The sequence below is a fragment of the Mucilaginibacter rubeus genome, from assembly GCF_014643835.1.
Classification (GTDB): Bacteria; Bacteroidota; Bacteroidia; order Sphingobacteriales; family Sphingobacteriaceae; genus Mucilaginibacter; species Mucilaginibacter rubeus.
In genome coordinates, this window is record NZ_BMKD01000001.1 from 1,022,897 (window position 1) to 1,043,638 (window position 20,742).

The 20,742-nt window shown below is 41.0% G+C and carries 13 protein-coding genes; 1 reads left to right on the forward strand and 12 read right to left on the reverse strand.

Annotation, left to right across the window (positions count from 1 at the left end; translation table 11 throughout):
• Positions 1-14: 14 nt before the first annotated feature.
• The 6 genes from IEX80_RS04070 to IEX80_RS04095 all read right to left on the reverse strand — a co-directional run bounded on the left by IEX80_RS04070 (position 15) and on the right by IEX80_RS04095 (position 9,764).
• Positions 15-2,816, reverse strand: coding sequence for a TonB-dependent receptor (locus tag IEX80_RS04070; RefSeq protein ID WP_188831986.1), 2,802 nt, complete (start codon positions 2,814-2,816; stop codon positions 15-17).
• On the reverse strand, positions 2,813-3,538 hold the full coding sequence (locus tag IEX80_RS04075) for a hypothetical protein (RefSeq protein ID WP_188831987.1): 726 nt from the start codon (positions 3,536-3,538) through the stop codon (positions 2,813-2,815). The genes IEX80_RS04070 and IEX80_RS04075 overlap by 4 nt, the downstream gene beginning before the upstream one ends.
• A gap of 4 nt (positions 3,539-3,542) precedes the next feature.
• Positions 3,543-5,720, reverse strand: coding sequence for a peptidase domain-containing ABC transporter (locus IEX80_RS04080; protein ID WP_090525811.1), 2,178 nt, complete (start codon positions 5,718-5,720; stop codon positions 3,543-3,545).
• A gap of 242 nt (positions 5,721-5,962) precedes the next feature.
• Positions 5,963-6,805: a hypothetical protein gene (locus tag IEX80_RS04085; protein ID WP_188831988.1), complete on the reverse strand. Its 843-nt coding sequence runs from the start codon at positions 6,803-6,805 to the stop codon at positions 5,963-5,965.
• A gap of 397 nt (positions 6,806-7,202) precedes the next feature.
• On the reverse strand, positions 7,203-8,789 hold the full coding sequence (locus IEX80_RS04090; protein WP_188831989.1) for a vitamin K epoxide reductase family protein: 1,587 nt from the start codon (positions 8,787-8,789) through the stop codon (positions 7,203-7,205).
• 741 nt (positions 8,790-9,530) lie between these two features.
• Positions 9,531-9,764, reverse strand: coding sequence for a hypothetical protein (locus tag IEX80_RS04095; RefSeq protein WP_188831990.1), 234 nt, complete (start codon positions 9,762-9,764; stop codon positions 9,531-9,533).
• 104 nt (positions 9,765-9,868) lie between these two features.
• Here IEX80_RS04095 and IEX80_RS04100 point away from each other — a divergent pair, with 104 nt between their 5' ends.
• Positions 9,869-10,630, forward strand: a complete 762-nt coding sequence (locus IEX80_RS04100; protein WP_188831991.1) for a hypothetical protein — start codon at positions 9,869-9,871, stop codon at positions 10,628-10,630.
• Between the two features lie 628 nt (positions 10,631-11,258).
• On the opposite strand, the gene IEX80_RS04105 is transcribed toward IEX80_RS04100, so the two are convergent.
• The 6 genes from IEX80_RS04105 to IEX80_RS04130 all read right to left on the reverse strand — a co-directional run bounded on the left by IEX80_RS04105 (position 11,259) and on the right by IEX80_RS04130 (position 20,572).
• Positions 11,259-12,032, reverse strand: coding sequence for a hypothetical protein (locus tag IEX80_RS04105; RefSeq protein ID WP_188831992.1), 774 nt, complete (start codon positions 12,030-12,032; stop codon positions 11,259-11,261).
• Between the two features lie 68 nt (positions 12,033-12,100).
• Entirely contained in the window at positions 12,101-13,432 is a 1,332-nt protein-coding gene (locus IEX80_RS04110) for a beta-helix domain-containing protein (protein WP_090525818.1), read from the reverse strand.
• 398 nt (positions 13,433-13,830) lie between these two features.
• Positions 13,831-17,085, reverse strand: a complete 3,255-nt coding sequence (locus IEX80_RS04115; protein ID WP_188831993.1) for a TonB-dependent receptor — start codon at positions 17,083-17,085, stop codon at positions 13,831-13,833.
• A gap of 140 nt (positions 17,086-17,225) precedes the next feature.
• Complete coding sequence (locus IEX80_RS04120) at positions 17,226-18,251, reverse strand: FecR family protein (RefSeq protein ID WP_188831994.1); 1,026 nt, start codon at positions 18,249-18,251, stop codon at positions 17,226-17,228.
• Between the two features lie 235 nt (positions 18,252-18,486).
• Positions 18,487-19,092 (reverse strand): RNA polymerase sigma factor, encoded by a 606-nt coding sequence (locus IEX80_RS04125; RefSeq protein ID WP_188831995.1) that lies wholly within the window; start codon positions 19,090-19,092, stop codon positions 18,487-18,489.
• Positions 19,093-19,171: 79 nt separating this feature from the next.
• Positions 19,172-20,572, reverse strand: coding sequence for a S41 family peptidase (locus IEX80_RS04130; protein WP_188831996.1), 1,401 nt, complete (start codon positions 20,570-20,572; stop codon positions 19,172-19,174).
• Between the last annotated feature and the right edge of the window lie 170 nt (positions 20,573-20,742).

Here is a 20,742-nt window from a genome sequence, read left to right on the forward strand (position 1 = left end):
CATTATTTAGCCGGTTAATGAATAAAGCTCCCGTCTCCCCTGCGTTTCAACGGCTGGCCGTTATGCATCGGCGTCCCCCCCCATTTTTGCAGATTTAATTTTAGCCCCACCAAAAAATATCGACTTAAAGTATTTGACTGTGTGTAAGTTGTGGACTGCGGCGTAACCGATTGCTGTAAAAAATTGTTCTGGTGTAATAGATCGAATACATCAAAGGTGAGTGCCAAACTCTGTGTCCGCATTGAAAATCGCTTTTCAAAACCGGCATTAATTACCAGCGGGTTTTGTTTATAATTTGTAAAGCCCGATATGTAATTCTTGATGGCATTATAATGTAACTGAAAATTTCTTGGTAAATAGATCTGACCATCAATCGCCAATTTGGTGGTTTGAATGGTGTTTGAAGTTGCATTTAATGTGTTGGTGAATGACCTGTTGACCTCATAACCTATGTAAGGGCTTATTATAAACTTATTATCATTTAAACTTATCTGAGGGCCAAACCTTTCATTAAAATCCCATTGGGATGTATGGTAGGATATACTATTGCTTACCGCATTGAAATAGCCATAAGTAATGCTTCCGTTTAACCCAAGATAATAGTTCCGATCATTTAATTGTTTTGAAATTGAGTAGCCGCCTGTTATTGCCTTGTCGCCGTTTATATTAACATAATTAATTTCATTGATGGTTTTATTTAATGTCGCCGAAATGGGTGCTGTGATCTGCACAATATTGGTCGCTACCTGATTATCATATAATCTTCCGTCTACATTAAAAGAAATATTAAACTTGTCATTGGGGAAATATTTGTTGTAACTGGCCGTAACGCTATGGGTAAAGGTAGGCTTAAGGTTGGGGTTGCCTATAATAATGTTATTGGGATCCGATCTGTCTATAAAAGGCTGTATTTGTTGAAACTCCGGCTCGGTGTTGATACCGGAATACGCTATTTGAAATCTTTCGGAAGTTGACCAGGAGTATGAATACCTGAATACGGGTATGATCCTAAAATCCAATCGGGAGGTAGAAACATTATTGGCCGTATTATTGTCTACCTGTGTGCCTGATAGTGCGGTAGGTACAAATGTAGCCCCCAGGGATAAATTGCTCTTTCGGCCGCTATACCGGTAATCAACCGTGGCCCTTGTTTCTGTAAACGAAAAATGATAAGTATTCTCCAACCGGGTGAGTTCCTGTAACTGACCATTCGCCAACACCGTATCCGATATCGCTTTATTGTCATAAACTGCGTTTCTTATTTGTCCGGTAAACTCAAGTTGCGCCCTGGCCGTTAACGGCTCAACATAAGTAACAACGGAACGATAGACTTTGCTGTTACTTGTTTTGTTAATTATTAAATGGGATAAGGAGTCCTTTACCAACGTGTTCTGCGTTGTGTCAAGGTAATAACGGTACTCAGTGCTTTTATCCCCCTTTATCTGGCTATTTGATTGAGTGAAGCCAGCCTGAATAGAAAAGTTTCTTTTGGGCTTTTTAAATGTATGCACAAATAGTGCTGTTAAACCATAGCCATGACCGGTAGTTGAATTGACTGCTTCGAGGTTGACCACCGGGTGTTCAAATCCAGTGGTAAAATAATTTAAATTACTTGTTAGCGTACTGGTGGTTGCCGAGGAATTAATATTATTGAATGTTGCGTTGATTTGGAGATAGTTGGATTTATCAAGGTTATCCTCCAGTTGAAATTTTACAGTATTGCCACGGCTTGAGTTTTTAACCGTGCTATTGTTAATGAAATTACTTAACCCATTGCTTGAATTTGCAAATCCGTAAGTATTGCTTATTGAGTTAGTATTATTAAAATTATAAACGTAACTGCCAGTGGCCACTATTTTACTGCCCCAATCATCAGTATAACTAAAGGTAGGTGATCCGGATCGGGTTGTTCCGGGAGTGGATATCACGGAACTTGTTGGCGACGTTGAAGCGACACCATTGACAGTGCTGCTTACATTGCCAATTAAATTTATTACCCGGTTGGCATTGATATGCTGTACCGAAAGCTGTTCATTATACCGGCCATGATTTCCTTCTTGCGATACGATCCGGGCAATAGTACCAATTGACTTATCGGCCCTGGTGGTGATGTTCAATGTTTTTGAAGGGGCGCCATCTTTTATCCCGGTCCGGGCAGCCTGATCTCCATAATCATCAACTATCTGAATTTTATCCACGATGGAAGCCGGCAAATTCTGGATGGCCTGTGCTACATTTCCCCCTCCAAATACTTTTCCGTTAAGCTTGGCTTTTGTCACTTGTTGACCCTGGTGTACCAATGTCCCATCTGCTCCAACCTCCATTCCCTCCATCTTCTTCAGTAACTGATCCACGGTAGAGTAAGCGGGTACTTTATAGTCGCTGGCCCTGTATTGGACGGTGTCCGTTTTATAAACAATCGTGGGCGTTCCGTTAACGTTGACTTGTTTAAGCTGATAATATTGATCTTTGAGTATTATTGGTGCCAGTACAATTTTTTTTGTCTCCTCATTATTTAAATACCGGCTCACCTTGGTTGTAAATCCTACTTCGGATACGGTAAGTAAAAATGTCGCCTCTCTTACATTCTCGAATATAAAAATCCCATCTTTATCAGAGCTTGTCGCCATCGAATCTTTTGCAGACTTTAGTATGACCGTAGCCCTGGCAACCGGCGTTCCGGTACTGTCCTGTACAATCCCGCTAACCTGGCGAAACTCCCGCGCAGGCAACTTCGGTGCGTCTTTATTGATAATTTGTTGCGCCTTCAAATTTGTCGCTACCATTAAAAAAAGGATAAAAAAAATATGTTTCATTTTATCCCTCTCATTAAGCTGTTAATTAAACGGTGAAATAAAGTGGCTTTGGCTGTTATAATTTCGGCGTCGGCTATCATCCCGTTCTTCAATAATAAATATCCGCTTCCATGGTTATCAAAAGCCACCTCTGCAACATATTCTCCTGTTTTTACTTGATCATCGGTAACATACCTGATTACACCGTCCAACGTACGTTGGTCATCAACAGGATTTCTAAGTTTAATTAATACTGTTTGCCCTGATTTAACCTTATAAATATCATTTTGCGAAACAATCATTTCTCCGTAAAACCCTCTATTCTCACCAACTATAAAAAATACATTCTGATTAGGATGTAATTGTTCATTTTCATGTATCACCCCCGCATAAATTAATTGCCCATCGACCGGTGCTTTAAGGTTCTTTCTGCCGGTCGAATTTTCGAGGACTGCCAAATAATCGTCTTTCTTGACGGAGCTATTATTTTGTACCAATATCTTGATTAATCTCGCCGAATCTTTTATTGACAAGCTATATGGTGAGTTTACCGAATGTATTTTTATCTGTGTTTGAATAGCTTCGGGATAGCTTATAGTTGATGAAATGAACACACATATTATTGCGATAGCTAATACCAGACTTATTCCCCACCTATACAACCACATTGGCGGTGTACCGATAATATCCTGCATTTCTTCAGCATGTACCGGCTCTTCTTGATTTAATAATTCCTTTGCCATGTAATTATATGCCTAATTCAAGTTGATTTTTCACCAGGTTAAAATACTCCCCCCTCATTTCAGTTAGTTGGCGATGAGTACCTTGTTCAATAATTTTGCCCTTATCCATAACAATAATATTATCAGCATTTCTTACGGTGCTTAAGCGATGTGCAACCACCACCACGGTTTTTCCGTTAGTAAACTGGTTCAGGTTGTCCATTATTATTTTTTCGTTGTTTGCGTCCAATGCATTCGTTGCTTCATCAAAAAATAAGTAAGCCGGATTTTTATAAACAGCACGGGCGATAAGCAGGCGTTGTTTTTGGCCCTGACTTATTCCATGTCCGCCTGCTCCAATCTTGGTATAGAGACCAAAAGGCAGCTCGCTTACAAAATCATTCAGGTTCGCTGTTTCAATGGCCTTATTTAATTTATCCAAATCCGGAAAATCATCTCCAACCGCTATATTATTGGCTATAGTGTCTCCAAAAATAAATCCGTCCTGCATTACGGTCCCGCAACTGCTCCGCCAAATCTTATAGCTTAAGCTGGTTAAGTGTATTTTTCCAACTTTTATTTTTCCGGTTTCGAGCGGATAAAAACGGAGAAGTAATTTCAGCAATGTGGTTTTACCGCTACCGCTCATTCCCACTATTGCCGTAGTTTTACCCTGCGGAATGTTTAAATTTATATTTTCCAAGGCGGGATTGGCATCGGCTCCCGGATATCTGAAAGTAAGGTCTTTAATACTAATGCTTTTGTCAGCGGGCAATTCATTGATAAACGTACAGTCAGCAGGCTCTTCATCTTTTAGCTGGTGCACTTCATTTAAACGTTCCAGGCTAATTTTGGCATCCTGATACGCCTGTATAAAACCAATCATTTGTTCGATAGGGTTACTTACCTGACCAACAATGTATTGTATAGCCATCATGCCGCCTAAAGTAATATTGCCGTCAATAACAGCCTTTACGCTTATAAATGTTATCAGTATGTTTTTTCCCTGATTTATGAATGCTGATCCGGTTTGCTGTATCTGGCTTAGGGCAAGATTTTTTATTTTAAATTTGTAAAGGCTTGCCTGTATATTTTCCCAGTGCCAGCGTTTTTGTTTTTCACAATTATTCAATTTAATCTCCTGCATACCATTTACAAGCTCTATTACATTGCTTTGATTATTTGAAGCGATGCCGAACTGTCTGTAGTTAAGGTCACGCCTGCGTTTCAAAAACAGAATTATCCATAAAACATAGAGTACGGTACTAATAAGAGAAATTAAAAAAATCAGCGTATTATAATAAATCAATACAATGGTAAAAACCACCAGGTTAAGCAATGAAAACAAGGTGGTTAATGCGGTGCCGGTTAAAAAGTTTTCTATCTTTTGCTGGTCATTCATTCGCTGCAGAACGTCGCCTGTAGTTTTTGTTTCAAAATAGCTGATTGGCAACTTCATGAGTTTTACCAAAAAATCGGTTAAAATAGAAACATTGATACGCACACTTATGTGAAGCAGTATCCATGATCTGATGAAATTGATGCTCATACTTCCCAAAAAAAACATCAGCTGAGCAATCAAAATCAAATAAACGAAGTTAAGGTTACGGGTATTGATGCCTGTATCTACCAGGGCCTGCGTAAAAAACGGGGTGACCAACTGTATTAATGTGCCAACACCCAGTCCAATAATCAACTGAAAAAAAAGTTGTTTATATTGGAAATAGTAACGGAGGATGGCACTCCATTTGACCTCATTTTGCTTATCTTCTTCAAGTTCATAAAACGAAGGCATTGGTCCTAGTAAAAGTGAGATGCCATCATAAAGCTCTTTGTGCGAAAACCAATTTGATTTAAATTCTTCTTCCTGTAGCATAACCAACCCTTTGGCCGGATCGGCGATGTAGTAGGCCGTGCCTCCTATTTTATAAAGTATAACATAATGGTTTTGACGCCAATGCAAAATACAGGGCAGTTGTACTTGCTTAAGCTGTTCAATAGTTACCCTTACGCCTAATGAGCGTAAGCCTATTTTTTCTGCCGCGTCGCTGATGTTCCATAAAGTTGTCCCCCCTCTGCCCGTAAAACACAAAGCCCTCAATTTTTGAATGGAATAATTGCGATTATAATACTTCGCAATCATCCGCAAACACGTTGGGCCGCAATCTAAATTGTCTTGCTGTTTGTAAAAGGTAAATTTCAATTGACTTGAGTTATTTTATTGTTTTCTGCCAAGGCATACTTGCCGAAAAAATCTATAGTTTGAATACCCAGGTATAAAGCGTTCTTGGGCATCAATGCGCTGAATTTGTTTTGCTTTTAATTTTCATACCGGCAGGTTCACGCGGACTGTTTTTTGAAAGATGTAGAGACTTTAAGCTTTCTTACCAGTAATGCTAAGCGCCATAACAAACAATATCAGTTTAAAATTCATTATTTATCCATTTACTTTTTTGCTAAAGTATATTCACTCCAAAAATCTGTGGAGGAAGTAAAAGCCTCTATATGGACTTTAACAGGAAACGAAGGCTGGTTATTTTTGATGTATTCGTCGCTAACCCCAGGCAGGGGCCCGATGGGGACAACATATACTCCCCCAGCCAACGTTGTTGCTTGGCCGGCCGCGTTATATACAGCGGCCATATCTACGCCCGGCAATTTAATATTATAAGTAAATTTTGCAGGCGCATTTGCATCAAGTCCCAATTGTTTTAAACTGATAGACAACTCATAGGTAAAAAACAATTTATTATTAAAAGCTCCGGCTGCTTTGATGCCATCATGATTATATACCGAAATAAGGCTGTCCATGCTTTTTATTCCGGTTACCTTAATGAGTTTGGATGCATTTGCGTAATCTGTATTTTTTACCTTCATAATCGAGTCGGCTTCCGTCTGAGAAGCTGGCTGGTATTTTAGATTAACCCAGACCCGGTTGTGCATATCTGGGAAAGGATAAGTTATACTAATGCCATTTTTGATGTTTTTTTGATTAGATGGATTAATAGTCAGAATGATACCGCCTCCCAGTATTTTATTGATATTGGTATGTTCCGTTGCCTGTATAGTTAAATACAAGTTATCATCATCGTTAGCCATCGTATAAAAAATATCTGTAGCATGGTTATAAGCCTGAAATTTGTTGCTCCATTCCGTTGATTTCCCGTCAATTTTCACGTTCGACGGAGCGCGCAGGCTGCTTTGTTGGATGCCGGGCAGCTTTTGAGCATAAATAATAACGGGTATTACGATTGACAACAACAGTAGTGAGAGGTGTTTAAAGTTCATTTTTTTACAAAAAAAGATTCACGGAAAAAACAACCATGATTTTTGTTATCATGGTTGTTTACTCAAAAATTAATAACAATCAACATTGTCGCAACAATCGTTCGTATTGCAATTATTATCTGCACCAGATTGAGTACCACTTGTGATACTGGTGTGAACTCCTACTGCCCCTGCACAACCGGGGGCACTACTCCAGTACCATGTACATGAGCCCCCACTAATCATTTTCATTTGATCTTTGGTGAGCATTTCCTTAATGTCTCCAAACTTAAGTTCCAACTTTTTCATAAATTTTTGTTTTTAAATTGATGCCTCTATTTTAGGGTTGCGGCTTTCCTTATCCTGTTTTACCAAGGCAGGCAACTTTTTTGTTCGCGAAACAAATTCTTTACACCTTTTACAAAACATATTTAATATCTTCTGCCTGGTAAGCAGAAGGTAATCTGCGACCGTTGATGAACAGCGTTGGCGTACTTGTAATTTCTACCATCTTACACCACTCTTTTTGCGCTGAAAGTGCGTTAGATTCAATCGCAGTTCCCATAGCCGGGTATTTCTCTTTCCATAATTCATATTTTTTTTTCTCCTGTTTATACCAGTCATTTATTGCTTCTTTAAGCCTGATTTCGTTCTTTTCAAACTTTAATGTCATAAAGTGGCTGATAACATTTTTGTCCAGTTCTTTTTGATATAGTCTGTTAACAAAAACCAATTGAAGTTTTATATCATCTCTTGAATCAAGTAAATTATCCAAAAGCATATGTGTTTTTGTACAATGAATGCAAAAAGGGTTAGATACCAGCGTAATCACGTTGGTAGCTTCTTTGTTACCTATCATGATAGTATTTTCTTCGGTTGGCAAAGCATACTTATTCTCCCGGTGCAGCATATTTTGGAATAATTCTTTATTGTATTTATACCTATACAACTCCAGTCGAAGCATTTGTAATTGCATAGAATTAATCAAGTAAGGCTTTATGAAGACCCATAAAAGGATCGGAACAAGTATTCCGACAAACAAATTGCTCAAGGTATGTAAATCGGGATACTGAATTCCATTGGATAGATAAGGTATAAAAGCAGCAAACTCCAGCCATAAAAGAGCCTGGACCGTGCAACAGAAAATACACCATTGCTTTGCTACCCGCCACTGATAATAAATGGAATAAAAAGTATAGGGTAAGCTTAGTAAATTTAGAATTCCCAATATTTGTATTAAGTGGGCGTTTGCGGCATTAAATAGCAAAGCAACCAATGTACCTGAATAGTAAAAAAAACCAATTTCGCTCCAACTCAATTCTTCGGTTACTTTTGCAGCCTTTGATGATAATATGACATGGCAATTTTTACTATTATCGTCCCCGCAAAATTTTTGTATCAGAGGATTATTTGCATCGATGCTTTGTATTAGTAACAATATGGAAGCTAATAAGCCTACCGTCTTAAAAAAAGCTAAGATGCCGATATGCCAATTTATAGTTTGTAGATAGGATTGATTGAAAAACAAATAAGCGAGAAAAACAATGATTAGTCCTGATACAACAAACGGCATGCGTAGGGTCTCGATGATTTCTTCCCTGCGTTTGGCAGAATAATCATACTCACCGGATGAGTCATCTTTTTGAAACGCTAATATAGATCCCTGATAACGACTTTTAAATTCGTCTATACTAAATGAATGGTTATTCCAATGGTCATTCGATATGGTGATTTGGCTTTCATCTTTTTGGTTTACTAAAACAAATTCCCCTTTTGCAAAACAAGCTATAAAAGGCAAAGGTATTTCCGTCTCAATTAATTCTTCAACACTAACCTGGTAAGCTTCATTGGGGATATTCCAATAGGTCAATACCTCACTGATAGCAAGTAGGCTGGAAGCATCGGTATGTTTTTGCAATTCACTAATAATGCTATTCCGGGTGACGGGAATACCCAATTGTTTCACGACAAGGCTTATTACCTTAATTGAGTTACGGTGTTCCATAGGATATTAAAATGGCTAAGCGATGGTCAATAAACGAGGACGATCAGGATGTTTTTCGAATTCCTCAGTGATATTATCACCAATAACGGATATATCAAATGCGTGGCCAATACAGGTTATTACCTGCGAAAAATTACTTTTCATAATAAGGTTTAGATGTACAATTAATACTCTTCAGTACTAATTAGTTGTATTAAATTGATCGTATTTAATCGGTAGTATAAATTGGTATTTCAAATATATAATTATATATGTCAATAACACAAGTATTTTTAAAAATAATTTTCATTTACATGTATACCGGCCTATTTAATCTGGATCGTTGTGTTTTGTCCATATCCAAATCCGCAATTAACCCCCTTGAATTCGAATTTTCCAACTTCGAATAACTGCTTAAGCAAGATATTGTTATGAATTCCAAATTTTGTTTGACTTTTTCCCTGATTGTCATTTCGAGATTTGTGAATTGCGGTTTTCTAATATCGATCTTAGCTTTGTATTTCCAGCGGCAAGAGGTCTTTTTGCCCTACAAAAAGCCTCTTACCCTCCGGGGATTTGTCGGAATTTCGCAACTCTTTCCGATGTATTAAATATTTTAAGTTCTATTTGAAAATATAATTTCGAGTATCTGAAAAATATCGATTTCAATTTTTGGAGTTTCATTACTACGTCGTCGTTAAATCGGCAGACACTTTTCTTTCAGTAGCCAAATGTACGAGCCTCATTTTTGTTGCCTGTCGTTTAACGGCGGTTGACAAACCAGGCAGGACAGCGCCGGAATTCCGCAATCATGAACAAGCCTGATTCTACCATGGGATCTGATTTAAAAACATTTTCTAAAGTGATGGCTGATTGCTTCCGCCCTACTATTGAAGATTTCTTTTTGGGGTGGTAAAACGTTTGCTTTACTTTATGCTTAAGCTGATGGTCCGAAGGGGAAAATAACCCCTTCGAATGAAAAATACGACTTTCCATGTTACGTATTTTACATTTTTATTTATGCCGGATTACCACCCTTTTCGCACTGTTTTCGCTATCTAAAACCCTGTTCATTTGCTCGTAAGAAACAATTCTTAAAAATGGAACAAGCATCAGTCAACGAAAAAAGATCAGTAGCAGCACTCGGGTACTCCATTTACCTCATGGAACAAGGTATTACATTTTCGCATACCCCACCCTATCTGATCTCGGGCGCTCTGACCGGTCCGGAATCCTGGCTGATCCACCTCTCTATCGTAAGCCAGCAATTTGATTCGTACATCAGGCCAATCCTGGATTTCCTGAAATCGGAAGGTCTGCCATTGGCTATACCCGCAGACGCTGTACAACATAACAGCATATTGGGTGGCACAGGCGGCTTTCAGTTCACCGGCAAAGTGATCTCGGTCAGGGTTAGCAGAACCAATGACCTGACAAGAATAACCGAAAAGATGCGCGATCTGACCAGGCACTGTCGTTTCTGGAGCCATGCGGCGCTCCTATTTACCCTCCCGTATGCTACTTACGTGATCCTCATGTACTGGGTACAGTTGGCGACGGTGATCCCCGAATCGCTGCGTGACCCGCGCGAAACCACCTTAACGGTAAAACCGCATTCCATTTTCTGGACGCTGGATGCGCTCGGTTTTATCTGCATGGGAAGTTCCACGTTTTTGGCGGCCTTGCGCTGGAAAAGAGCGACCGGAAAGCTTGCCGGCTGCGCGGCTTTTTACTGGCCAACGGCTTGCCTATTTCTACCCGCGTTTTTCCACCTTAGTGCTGTTCATCGTTTCGCCCTGGCTGGTCACCGCGCCGGGGTCGATGCTGGCGATGGCGATGTTTCTATGGACGACACAGGATAAACTTTAATAACCGGAAAACGCTGCTGCCGGCTTATGCGGCTTCCAAAGCTGTATCGCAGCTTTCTTTTCCCTGGCCGGACCCATGAACGATACCATATGGTATCGGTTTGATACTTGCAATATTATCTCGATGAATTCATCTTTAAATATAATCATAGAGGCAATAGACAATCTTTAACTTTTTAGTCAAAAAAACGGCTACTGCCTCCTGATGGGCTATTACTTTCAAGAGCCTCCGCCGGGGCAAAACAAACTAAAATAATTAAGCGCGCGACCAGTGGGATCTTTACTATTTTAGGGATTCCGATCGGACAATGCATCGATTATTTACTCAAAAGCTTAATAAAAGCCTGCCCAAAATTGTCACCATTTTCTATTTCAAAATCATTTGATATAGCGAAACTGAAGATACAGCCCAATAATAACCGCATAACACATACTGCCTACAATCGCCACAATTAATCCTGTTATAAACAGATGCCCGTTATAACAGGCGGGGCGTGGTACGTCGGTCTTTTTTTTTGCCATTTTTAATGCGTAATCCGGAATTATATTAACAAAGTATCCATTTGATTAAATCACCCAAGAGACGATCTGCTTAAATGTCGATGGTAAAACCAACCCGCTCTTATTTGAAATCAGCTGATAAATCGGCTGTTTGATAATAATCTGTAACAGCATTGGCATCGCCGTTAGGCATAATCGAAATAAGCTGACTGTCTCCCTTGGCAAAAGTCACAAATTGTCCGTAGTTGTTTTCTGGGTCGGCTATAAAAACGTGCTCATTGCTCTTATATGGCAACTCCTTTGTTCCGGATTTATAAACCTTGAAATAATACTGATGATCGGGTTCCAGTGGAGGCAGTTCTGTAAAATCGCTGAAGGCGCCGCTTACATTCTTAATTACTTTATTCAAAGGCTTGTAAACAAACTCAAATTTGTCATAGTCTATGTATTCGTCAAAAAACTCGACATCTACAGAACCTCCGTAAAAATCGATAAAAGTTGTTGTGAACCGGAGACGAAAGCCCATGTTTTCAGGGTTTTTAACAGGTGTAATAGCGACATTATCAGAAAACGTCACACCGTCATAAAAGATCCGTTTGGTCTGATTAAAGGGATTTTCTGAAAGGCTGATCGTACTGACAGCCTTATGGTCGTTTTTTTTGCGGACCTGTATCTGATCCCTGGAATTGAAAAGTGACACATTAATTTTAAACTCGTTGTTGATGGCTTCGCCGATATTTTTATCATTCAGTGTAAATTCAAGTGTATCAGTCAGCACCAGCCCTTTAATGTTGAGTTGTACAGCTTTTACAGGATTGTTATTTAACAACTGCTCTTTCTTACAGGCAAATAAAAACAACGATAATATTGGGAGCAGGTATTTTATTTTGATCATATGTTAATTATTTGAAGAAAACCGGGACATCAGCTGATGCCCCGGTAAATCACAATTCGGTGAAAATATTAGAAAGTAAATTTGGTCCAGTTGGCAACCCAGTTACCTGAACCAACGGTTAATGCACCGCTTGTACCAGGAGCAAGGAAATTAACCGCGCCTGCATTGTAGAATGGCTGGCTCATGCCCCAGGTAGGTGCAGTGGCAGCTGTTGATGTAGGATTGGCTACAGTGCTGGAATAAGCGCCGGTTGCTACAGAGATAGCAGCGCTGAAGCCGTGAACACTGGTACCATTGATGGTTGATGGTGTAGCACTTGCATCAGCATCAAAGACAACACCGGAAGGATAACCGGTAAAGAATGAGTTGCTCAAAGTAACTTCAGTACCACGACGGTTACGGAAGCCGTATTTAAAGCCTGGTGAGGTGATAGCCGGCGATAATGTAGCAGTTTTTGTACCGATAACACTAAAATTAGCTAACGTAGGGTGTGTTTTTGGTAATAAGCTGAAGGTAGCATCTTCAGTAGGTGCATTATTATCAGATTCGATACCGTTTGAATCACTTGCACCACTGCTGGCACTGTGTGTAGAGTAGGCATCAGCCACAGCGATGGCGTATTGGATAGAACCTGTAAAACCGTTATCAAAGTCAAACTGGTCGTCATCGTTACCAAATGAAACCAGGTATTTAGGGCTTACTTTACCACCAAAGAACTCAAACCCGTCATCCAGGCCGTATGAAGCCTGTACGTGATCAATGGTTGTTCCGCTACCGACGCCACCTAAAGTTAAAGAGTTTACCTCCACATTTGGTGCCAGTACGTAACCAGCATATTCAATACGGGCATATTGCAGGGTACCGCTGTTGTCTGCATCGTTCGAACCACCGTAATGGAATTTAGGATCATCAGCCAGACCTTCGATCAGTTTATCACCAACGTTGATCTTCGCGTTACCTAACAGGATGACACCGCCGAAATCACCAGGATGACCAACAGTGCTTGCGTTACCGTCCAATAAATAACGGCTGGTGAATACAATCGGGTTTGTTGAAGTACCAACTGCGTTGATTTTAGCACCTTTGGCAATTACCAAAACACCATTTTGAACACCAGCAGTGTTTACAGTTGATTTGATGAAAGTACCGGCATTGATGGTCAGGGTAGCACCGCTTCTAACAGTAACTACACCGCTAATTTCCCATACATGACTTGCGTCCCAGGTGGTATTGGTAGTAATATCGCCACTGACTGTTGTAACCGGCAATGATGACGCGCTGTAATCGGCAGCTGATGTACTGCGATTGTCAAATGCTTCGCCGTTTTTGGCTTCCTTTTTACAAGATGATACGAAAATACCTGCAGCAAGGCACAGGGTAATTATTGATAATTTTTTCATTTTTTCTGTTTTTCAGGGAGGTAATTTTTGTTTTATGCTCCCACTTTTTAAGGTTCATTTTTGGATTTGGGTCATACCGGTAAACTTTATACTGCTTTGCGAGATTAGATCAGCTCAATGTTTCCGGCATACATTTTTTATTATATCTTTGCCGTCAGTCCAAATCCAACAGCAACGATCTTATGTTTATACCCTTGGTTTAAACACGTATCCCTTTCGGGGGCTGATATATTACTTTCAGGTTTTCCTGTTTGTGCCGGTAGCGGGCAAGCTAATCGGTTTTAAACGAAGGGCAGTACAAGCGCCCTTCGTTTTATTTTATGGCACAGCGGAAATTGTTTTATCCTCCTTTTTTTGTTCAACCATTATATCTCTACATACAGAATGTATTCGTTCTGTTAAAAATTGTAGGTGAGCGATGTGCTGAAGGTCCGTCCAAAACGCTGCTGAAACATCACCTGGTCACCTTTTTCATAATTATTACTAAATCCGCTTTTTAAGCGATAGGCTTTACTTTTATCGCCGCTGTTATCGCCTGATATAAGCTCATAACTGGCTGTGTTACGATAAACATTGAATATATTATTGGTAAGATTAGCCATGTTGAATTTAGCCTCCATCTTATTTTTCAGGAAACGATAGCTGATCTGAATATCCAGTTGTTCTCTTGGCCTTTCATATTCAATAAAAGTAGGATCGTCACTAACAATGTAGGTTTTGCGCCCCGACTTATTATAAGCCGCGTTGAAACCAAGATGATTGCCAAGATATTGCAGACCGATATTATACAAATAAGGTGATTGCCCATACAGCGATCGTTTTTGTTGGGATGGAACCTGTATGTAGGGTTTGCCGCCTCCGGGATCTACGGTATAGGTATTTTGAACAGTTGATTTTTGAAAGGTAAGGTTACCGTACCCTGCTATATTTTTGAAGATCTCATTATCAGCTATAAAGCTGAAGTTTTTTCGCAATTCAAATTCCAGGCCGTATACTTTTGCCCAGTCCGCGTTTTGAAGGTAATAATTAGGATTGCCGTTTACCATAATAGCGTTCAGCTCTACGGGCTTATCAAAGCGTTTATAAAAACCGCCCACCGAAATAATCTCACCCAGGCCGGGAAACAATTCCGCTTTAAGGTCATAACTGTTGATACGGGTACTGTATAAGCCTTTATTACCGTATAAAGCATCAAGCGTGGGGCTATATCTCAAAAAGGGATTATTATCCATCAGCTCGGGCCGTACCACGCTGCTGGAAACAGCTCCCCGGATGTTTAGCGACTGTATAGGGCTATAGGTCAGATTAACCGATGGAAGCCATTGCCGTCTTTTATCAGGTTTTACCGCGAAAATATTCTCACCACCTCCCTTAATGATCGCGCCTGCTTTGATCTCGGTATATTTATAATATTCGCCCCTTAAGCCCCACACTAACCGCAGCTTATCAAATAGCCGGTTATCAAACATCACATAGCCCGCGTGTGTCTGGCTTTTGCCTTTATAATTGTCTACAAAGGAAGGATCAATCGCATATACATATTTATCATAAGCTATATTTCCAGGACTGATCAACTGTCCAATTGGCTTATAGCCTGAACTGTCCGCATATTTTTCAGTTGTGGCCAGGGCTGCGATCTGCCAGTCAAATTCCGCTTTTTTATGCGTGCCGAAATAGCCGGTTTTTATGGTGCTGCGGAAACCTGCCAATGTGAAAGGCAATGTGCCGGAGAGGTTCCATGAATAATGAGTTTCTTTATTAGCAGCATGCTGACGCGAGGTTTGCGATATCCTGGGTTCCGTAAGTTTACTCCCGTTATAGAAGTATTGATAGCGATCACCGACCAAAACAGGTCCGCTTGTGGCAATACCAGCGTCCTTTTCCTGCCTGTTTACCGAAGTTTTGGCTACGTCCCACTCTATCTTTAATTTTGCCACTTGGTGCTGCCCGTTTAGTTTATTTTGCAGCAAAGAGGTATAGGTAGGATCATCGGCCTCTAAAACCCGTCGTGGAGGCCTGCCAGCAGCTATGTCACCCGCCCCGTTATCCGGCTCGTAGCCAGCAATTCTTGTTAAGGTATTATCATACACATGGGTATAGGTATTGCGCAGGCCAAAGCGGTTATTGCCCAGTTGCAAACCCATATTGAGCAATGCCCCCAGGGTTGTGTTAAATACATAGGCCGAACCGGTATTTAAATCTGGTCGCTGAATATACCAGCCTCCCCTTGATTGATCATCAATAACATTAATATTTTGTGTGTTACGGTAACTTATAGCGCCTGTAAAACCAAATTTGTTGTTCCTGGCAGTATCCAACGCCAACAAACGGCCTATCGAGAACTGATAGTTTTGCGAGGGAGCCGTTTTATATTTATACATGGTAAAGTTGTCATTGATCAATCTTTTACTTTGATCAACTACCTTTTTTTGATACTCTGCGTCAGAAAGTGCGCGGTTAGGCTCAGTATTTCTGTTGGTGTGTACCAGCCCTGCGGGGAAATCTCTCCTGCCATCATCAAAACCCCAGTAATCGTACTTCCCGCGTTTGTGGCTCAGGAAATCTTTACCTGTGCTTTGGTCATTATACGAGGCCCCTGCCGTAAAATTCATGAAATTTTCGGCCGGGATATCCTTTGTATTCACCTGGATCAGGCCGCCCCCAAAACTGGCATTCATATCCGGGGTAACTGTTTTGCTGACAACCACGTTATCAACCAAACCTGCAGGGATCATATCGAACGAAAAGTTGCGGCTTTGTGCTTCTGTACTTGGCAATACCGTTCCATCCATCATGGCTGTATTGTAGCGCTCACCAATGCCCCGTACCAGTACAAACTTATTGTCAACAGTGCTTACGCCGCTAATCCTTTTCAGACTTTCGCCTATGTTCCTGTCGGGTGTGCGGTCCAATTGCTCGGCGCTGATGCCATTGCTGATCTGCGATGCGTTTTTTTGCCTGGCGAGCAATCCTTCGACCGATGCTTTTTGATAACTTGCCGTAACGACAACTTCTCTCAAGGCCGATGCGGCAGGCTTTAAAGTCACATCAAGTGCTGTATTTTTGTTTTCGTTAACAACTATTCCGGTTATACGCTGTGTTTGATAGGATATATAGCTGACTTCCAGGGCGTAGGATCCGGGTGGCAGGTTCAGCAAATAAGTCCCGTCAACGCTTGTTTGTGTTCCTGCGTCGCTTCCGATCACTTTTACCGAAGCACCAGGTAAGGTTTCCCCTTTCTCATCCAGCACTTTTCCTGCTATGGTACCGGGCTTGACAGGAACAGGAAGTTTGTACAGCAATATCGTTGACTGGTCCGCAAATTTAAACGTGACATGGGTATTAGCTAAAATTATTTTAAGCACGTCTGTAAGGGAAACATCCTTTACATCCAGGCTGATCCTGCTGTTGGGTTTAAAAATTGCTTTGTTGTAATTAATTACGCAACCCGCTTTATTTTCGAGTGCAGTAAGCCCCTGGGGAATGCTAACCGCTACCAGTTTAAGTGTGATAGTATGAGGAGGTGTTCCCTGATAAGCAGTTGCATAGGTATCCCAGAAAAGCAGGGCAAGCATCAGGGGTACAAGCAGGATTGCCCTACAGCTAATTTTGAAAAAATACAGATATACTTTTTTGTAAAAGCTTATATTCATAAGTTTACGATGTTTTTTAATTTTCACGATTTAAAAACTATTCCCGAAACCGTTCTGTTGGCGCAGAGCGGTTTCCTTGTATGATAAGTGGCGAACCCCACAACGGGCAACTGTTTGCCTGACTTTATAAGGTTATGTCTTCATTCACAAGTCTCCCCCCATAAGACGACTGTTTTATTGTTGTTGATCCTGTATTTGATGTGCCCGCTGCTCATAATGCTGAGCTGCTGCATAACACCATGGATGTTTTGGTTAAAAAAGGTAGCATTAAACCTGCAACGGGCAAGTGCCGGGTTTTTTATCTCAAAACGAACGTCATAATAGCGCTGAAGTTTAAAAAGGATATCACCCAGGTTTTCGTCCCTGAAAACGAAACGGTTGCTTATCCAACCATCAGACTCTGTGGCCTTAACACTGCTAACCTGGTAATTATGGTCATTGTTACGGTACGTTATCCGCATACCCGGCGACAGCAATGACAGGGTGGTACGAATGCCGTTCCGGTTCTCGATAACACCCACTTTCCCTGTTCGTACGGTCACGGTTACTGTATTATCGGCAGGGTAGGCATAAACATTAAAAGAGGTACCCAAAACCCTGGTTTCCAGCTTTCCGGATTTTATAATGAACGGGCGGGTTGCGTCGTGCTTCACCTCAAAAAAAGCTTCGCCTTCAAGGCTTATATACCTGGGATGGCCAGGTTCAAAATGTTCTGGCCAGGTAATTTTTGTTTCGCTTCCGAGATAAACTACAGAACTGTCAGGCAGCAGCATTTTAATTTTTTCACTGCCCACGGTTGTTTTACTTACCAGAGCGACGGGATCAACCACATGCTGCCGGCCCGGTTTCAACTTGTACCAGATCACTGCAGCCGAGCAAAGTAAAATCAGCGCACCCGCGTATTTGAGCAACGGGATACGGTTGTTTTTTTGCTGCCGGTTCCGGTTAATTTTGGTCCATATCAGATCCAGTTCAGCTTCCGGGTCAGTCACATCATCGGTGTTCATTTCCTCCTTTTGCCAGATATCTTCCATGACAGCCGACAGCTCTGATTCCGCGTCTTTATGATCTCTCAGGTACCGGAACAGAACTCCATTCTGAACCAGGTCAGTCTTACCTTCCAGATACATTTTGAATAAGCTTTTTATTTCGTCGCTGTGTTCCACGTTTTTGATCTCAACCGTTATGGGCCATTTTTATAGTATATAAGATTGGCAGGCGAAGTATGGCTATATCAATTTGAAATTATTTGAAAAAAGTTCGGGCTTGAATAAAAAGCATCTCCTCAAACACGATAACGATGTTCTTCCTCTGTATAACCTGCGTGCGCAATTAAGGCAAACCGGCATATCGCCGTGTTTGCTATTTGAAGCAATAGGAGAACTTATAGAAAAAGAGAATTTAGCCCAGTTCCGGGGTAAGGGATATGATTATCAGCAAAGCAGGAAGAATTGTATCTGGGGACAGATATCGAAATCTTGCACGGATGTGGCTCAGGGATTTTTTAATGTGATTATTAACGGTATTGGGAGAGATACCCATTTGTTGTGATATAGCAGCGTGTGAGCAGCCGCCTTCCCTGCTCAAAAGGTAAGCAGCCCTGGCCTGTGGAGACAAAGACTCGATCGCCTGCATGGCAATTTTTCCGCACTCGCGCAGCTCGATATATTGGTCTGTGGAATTATGGGTTGGTTCGCCTTGGTTCGCCGCTCTGTAAACAGACATCCTTGTTTTCTTTTTAAGAGCATCCAGAAAATAACTTCGTACCATACTGAACAGATAAGCGTCAAAGTTTTTTTCCGGGTCTATCTTACCACGGCTTTCCCAAAGACGGACAAAAACATCCTGCGTAAGCTCATGCGCATCTTCTGCACATCTTACAAAACGATAAGCGAAAGTGTAAACTTTTTTTCTGTATAGTCTATAAATTTCACCGAAAGCATCGCCATCCCCAGCTTTGACGTTTGCTAAAAGTTGCTTAACAGATAAGGTTTTCAAATATTTCATACAGCAGCAGGTTAAGACAATTGCAAGTTAACCGGGTTAATTTGAAGTTAATGTTAAATGTGCAAGATGCTTTTGAGTTTTAGCGGTGTGTAACAACCACACTTGATGAACTGGCCGATAGTTTGGAGTCTGCAAGTACAGTTAGCGCCCCCGTCGTCCTTTTTTTCGTTTGCGCAGCGAGCGTTACTGTTTGCGCATGAGCATCTTTGATAATAGTTATTGCGGTGTTTATAAGCGGATCATTCTCCGATCCAAGCGGGAGCAACGGTAAAGTCGCCAGCTCGTTTACGGAAATATCAGGATTAATCCCTCCGCTGTAATCTCCGCTCCCGACGGCGTTAAAGAGTTTATACACTATCGGATGCATTTCCCATGCTACCCGCTTAGGTACGCGCATATCAGAAATTTTAAAGGACGCAGCATCCTTCCCCCGCGTTACTTCGCCTATAAGCGTAACCTGCATGTACGGTTTTAAATTATTGATCATAACCTCAGATGCAGAAGCAGTAGCTCCGGTGCCCAGTATATAAATTTGTTTTAAGCCTAAGTTGTATTGTAATGCCAGCTCAAAATTTACGGTACCATCATAAGTAGCGGCATCCCCGACAGACTCTTTTCGCCTGCCGCCGTTCTTATTGCCCTGGTAAATGATAAAGGGCGTTGAATAATTTATATCATTCGCTATCATTGCCGTAAGACCGGCAGCCTCTGCAACTTGTCCGCCGGAGTTATAACGCAGATCAAGTATCAGATCTGAAATCCCCGAACTTTTAAACCTTGCAAAAACACTATAAAGAGAAGCAGCCAGCCCGGGGCTAAAATCATTGATATAGAGATAACCGATCTTTTTATTTCCGGCCGCTATAACTTTGCTGGTGGCCGGCTGTTCAAAGGTGGCACCTGATGAAATTTCCACATCCCTATCCGCGATCAGCTGATCTCCGCTAATACGAGCTATGGATAATGTGACACTATTGCCAGAAAGTAGTTCGCTCTGGAGGTCTTTGGCGTTATCACGGGTTAATTGCTTACCGTTGATCTTGTTGATATAATCCCCCCTCACCAAACTGTTCCTGGAGGCAGGCGAATCATTCAGTACCAGTTTAATTACGCCAATAACCAAACCTGTTCTTTGTTCAACGATCGTACTGTAATCAAATCCGAATTTACTTTTGCTGTTCGCAATCCCGCTTGTAGGATCGCTGGGGAGAATAATATAAGAAAAGGGATCGGCCGTGTTTTTTACAGTGTTAAAATATACCAAAGGGGGCTTGCTGATGTCTGCATGTGCAGGCAGTTGGTCTGTCCAATAATAATATCGTTTGAGACTATCCGTTATCCAGGTATTAATATCTTCATTGCTCCCGGCAGGATACACAACTTTAACGTTCTCTTTTTTGCAGGAAAACTGAACCAAAATACTGAAACAGAGCAGCAGATTTGGTAATTGCCTTTTAGACAACCGGAAAAAAAGCACCATAGGTATGATAGGTTTTTCACAAAGCTATCATAAGCTTGTTAACAAATAGTTAATATATCATATATTATATGATATATTAGCAACTATCTTTTTATCTCTAAAACAATGTGTTGCGCCGCTTTTCAACCATTCTTCACAAGGAATAATATCTTCATTGCTAAAATATTCTG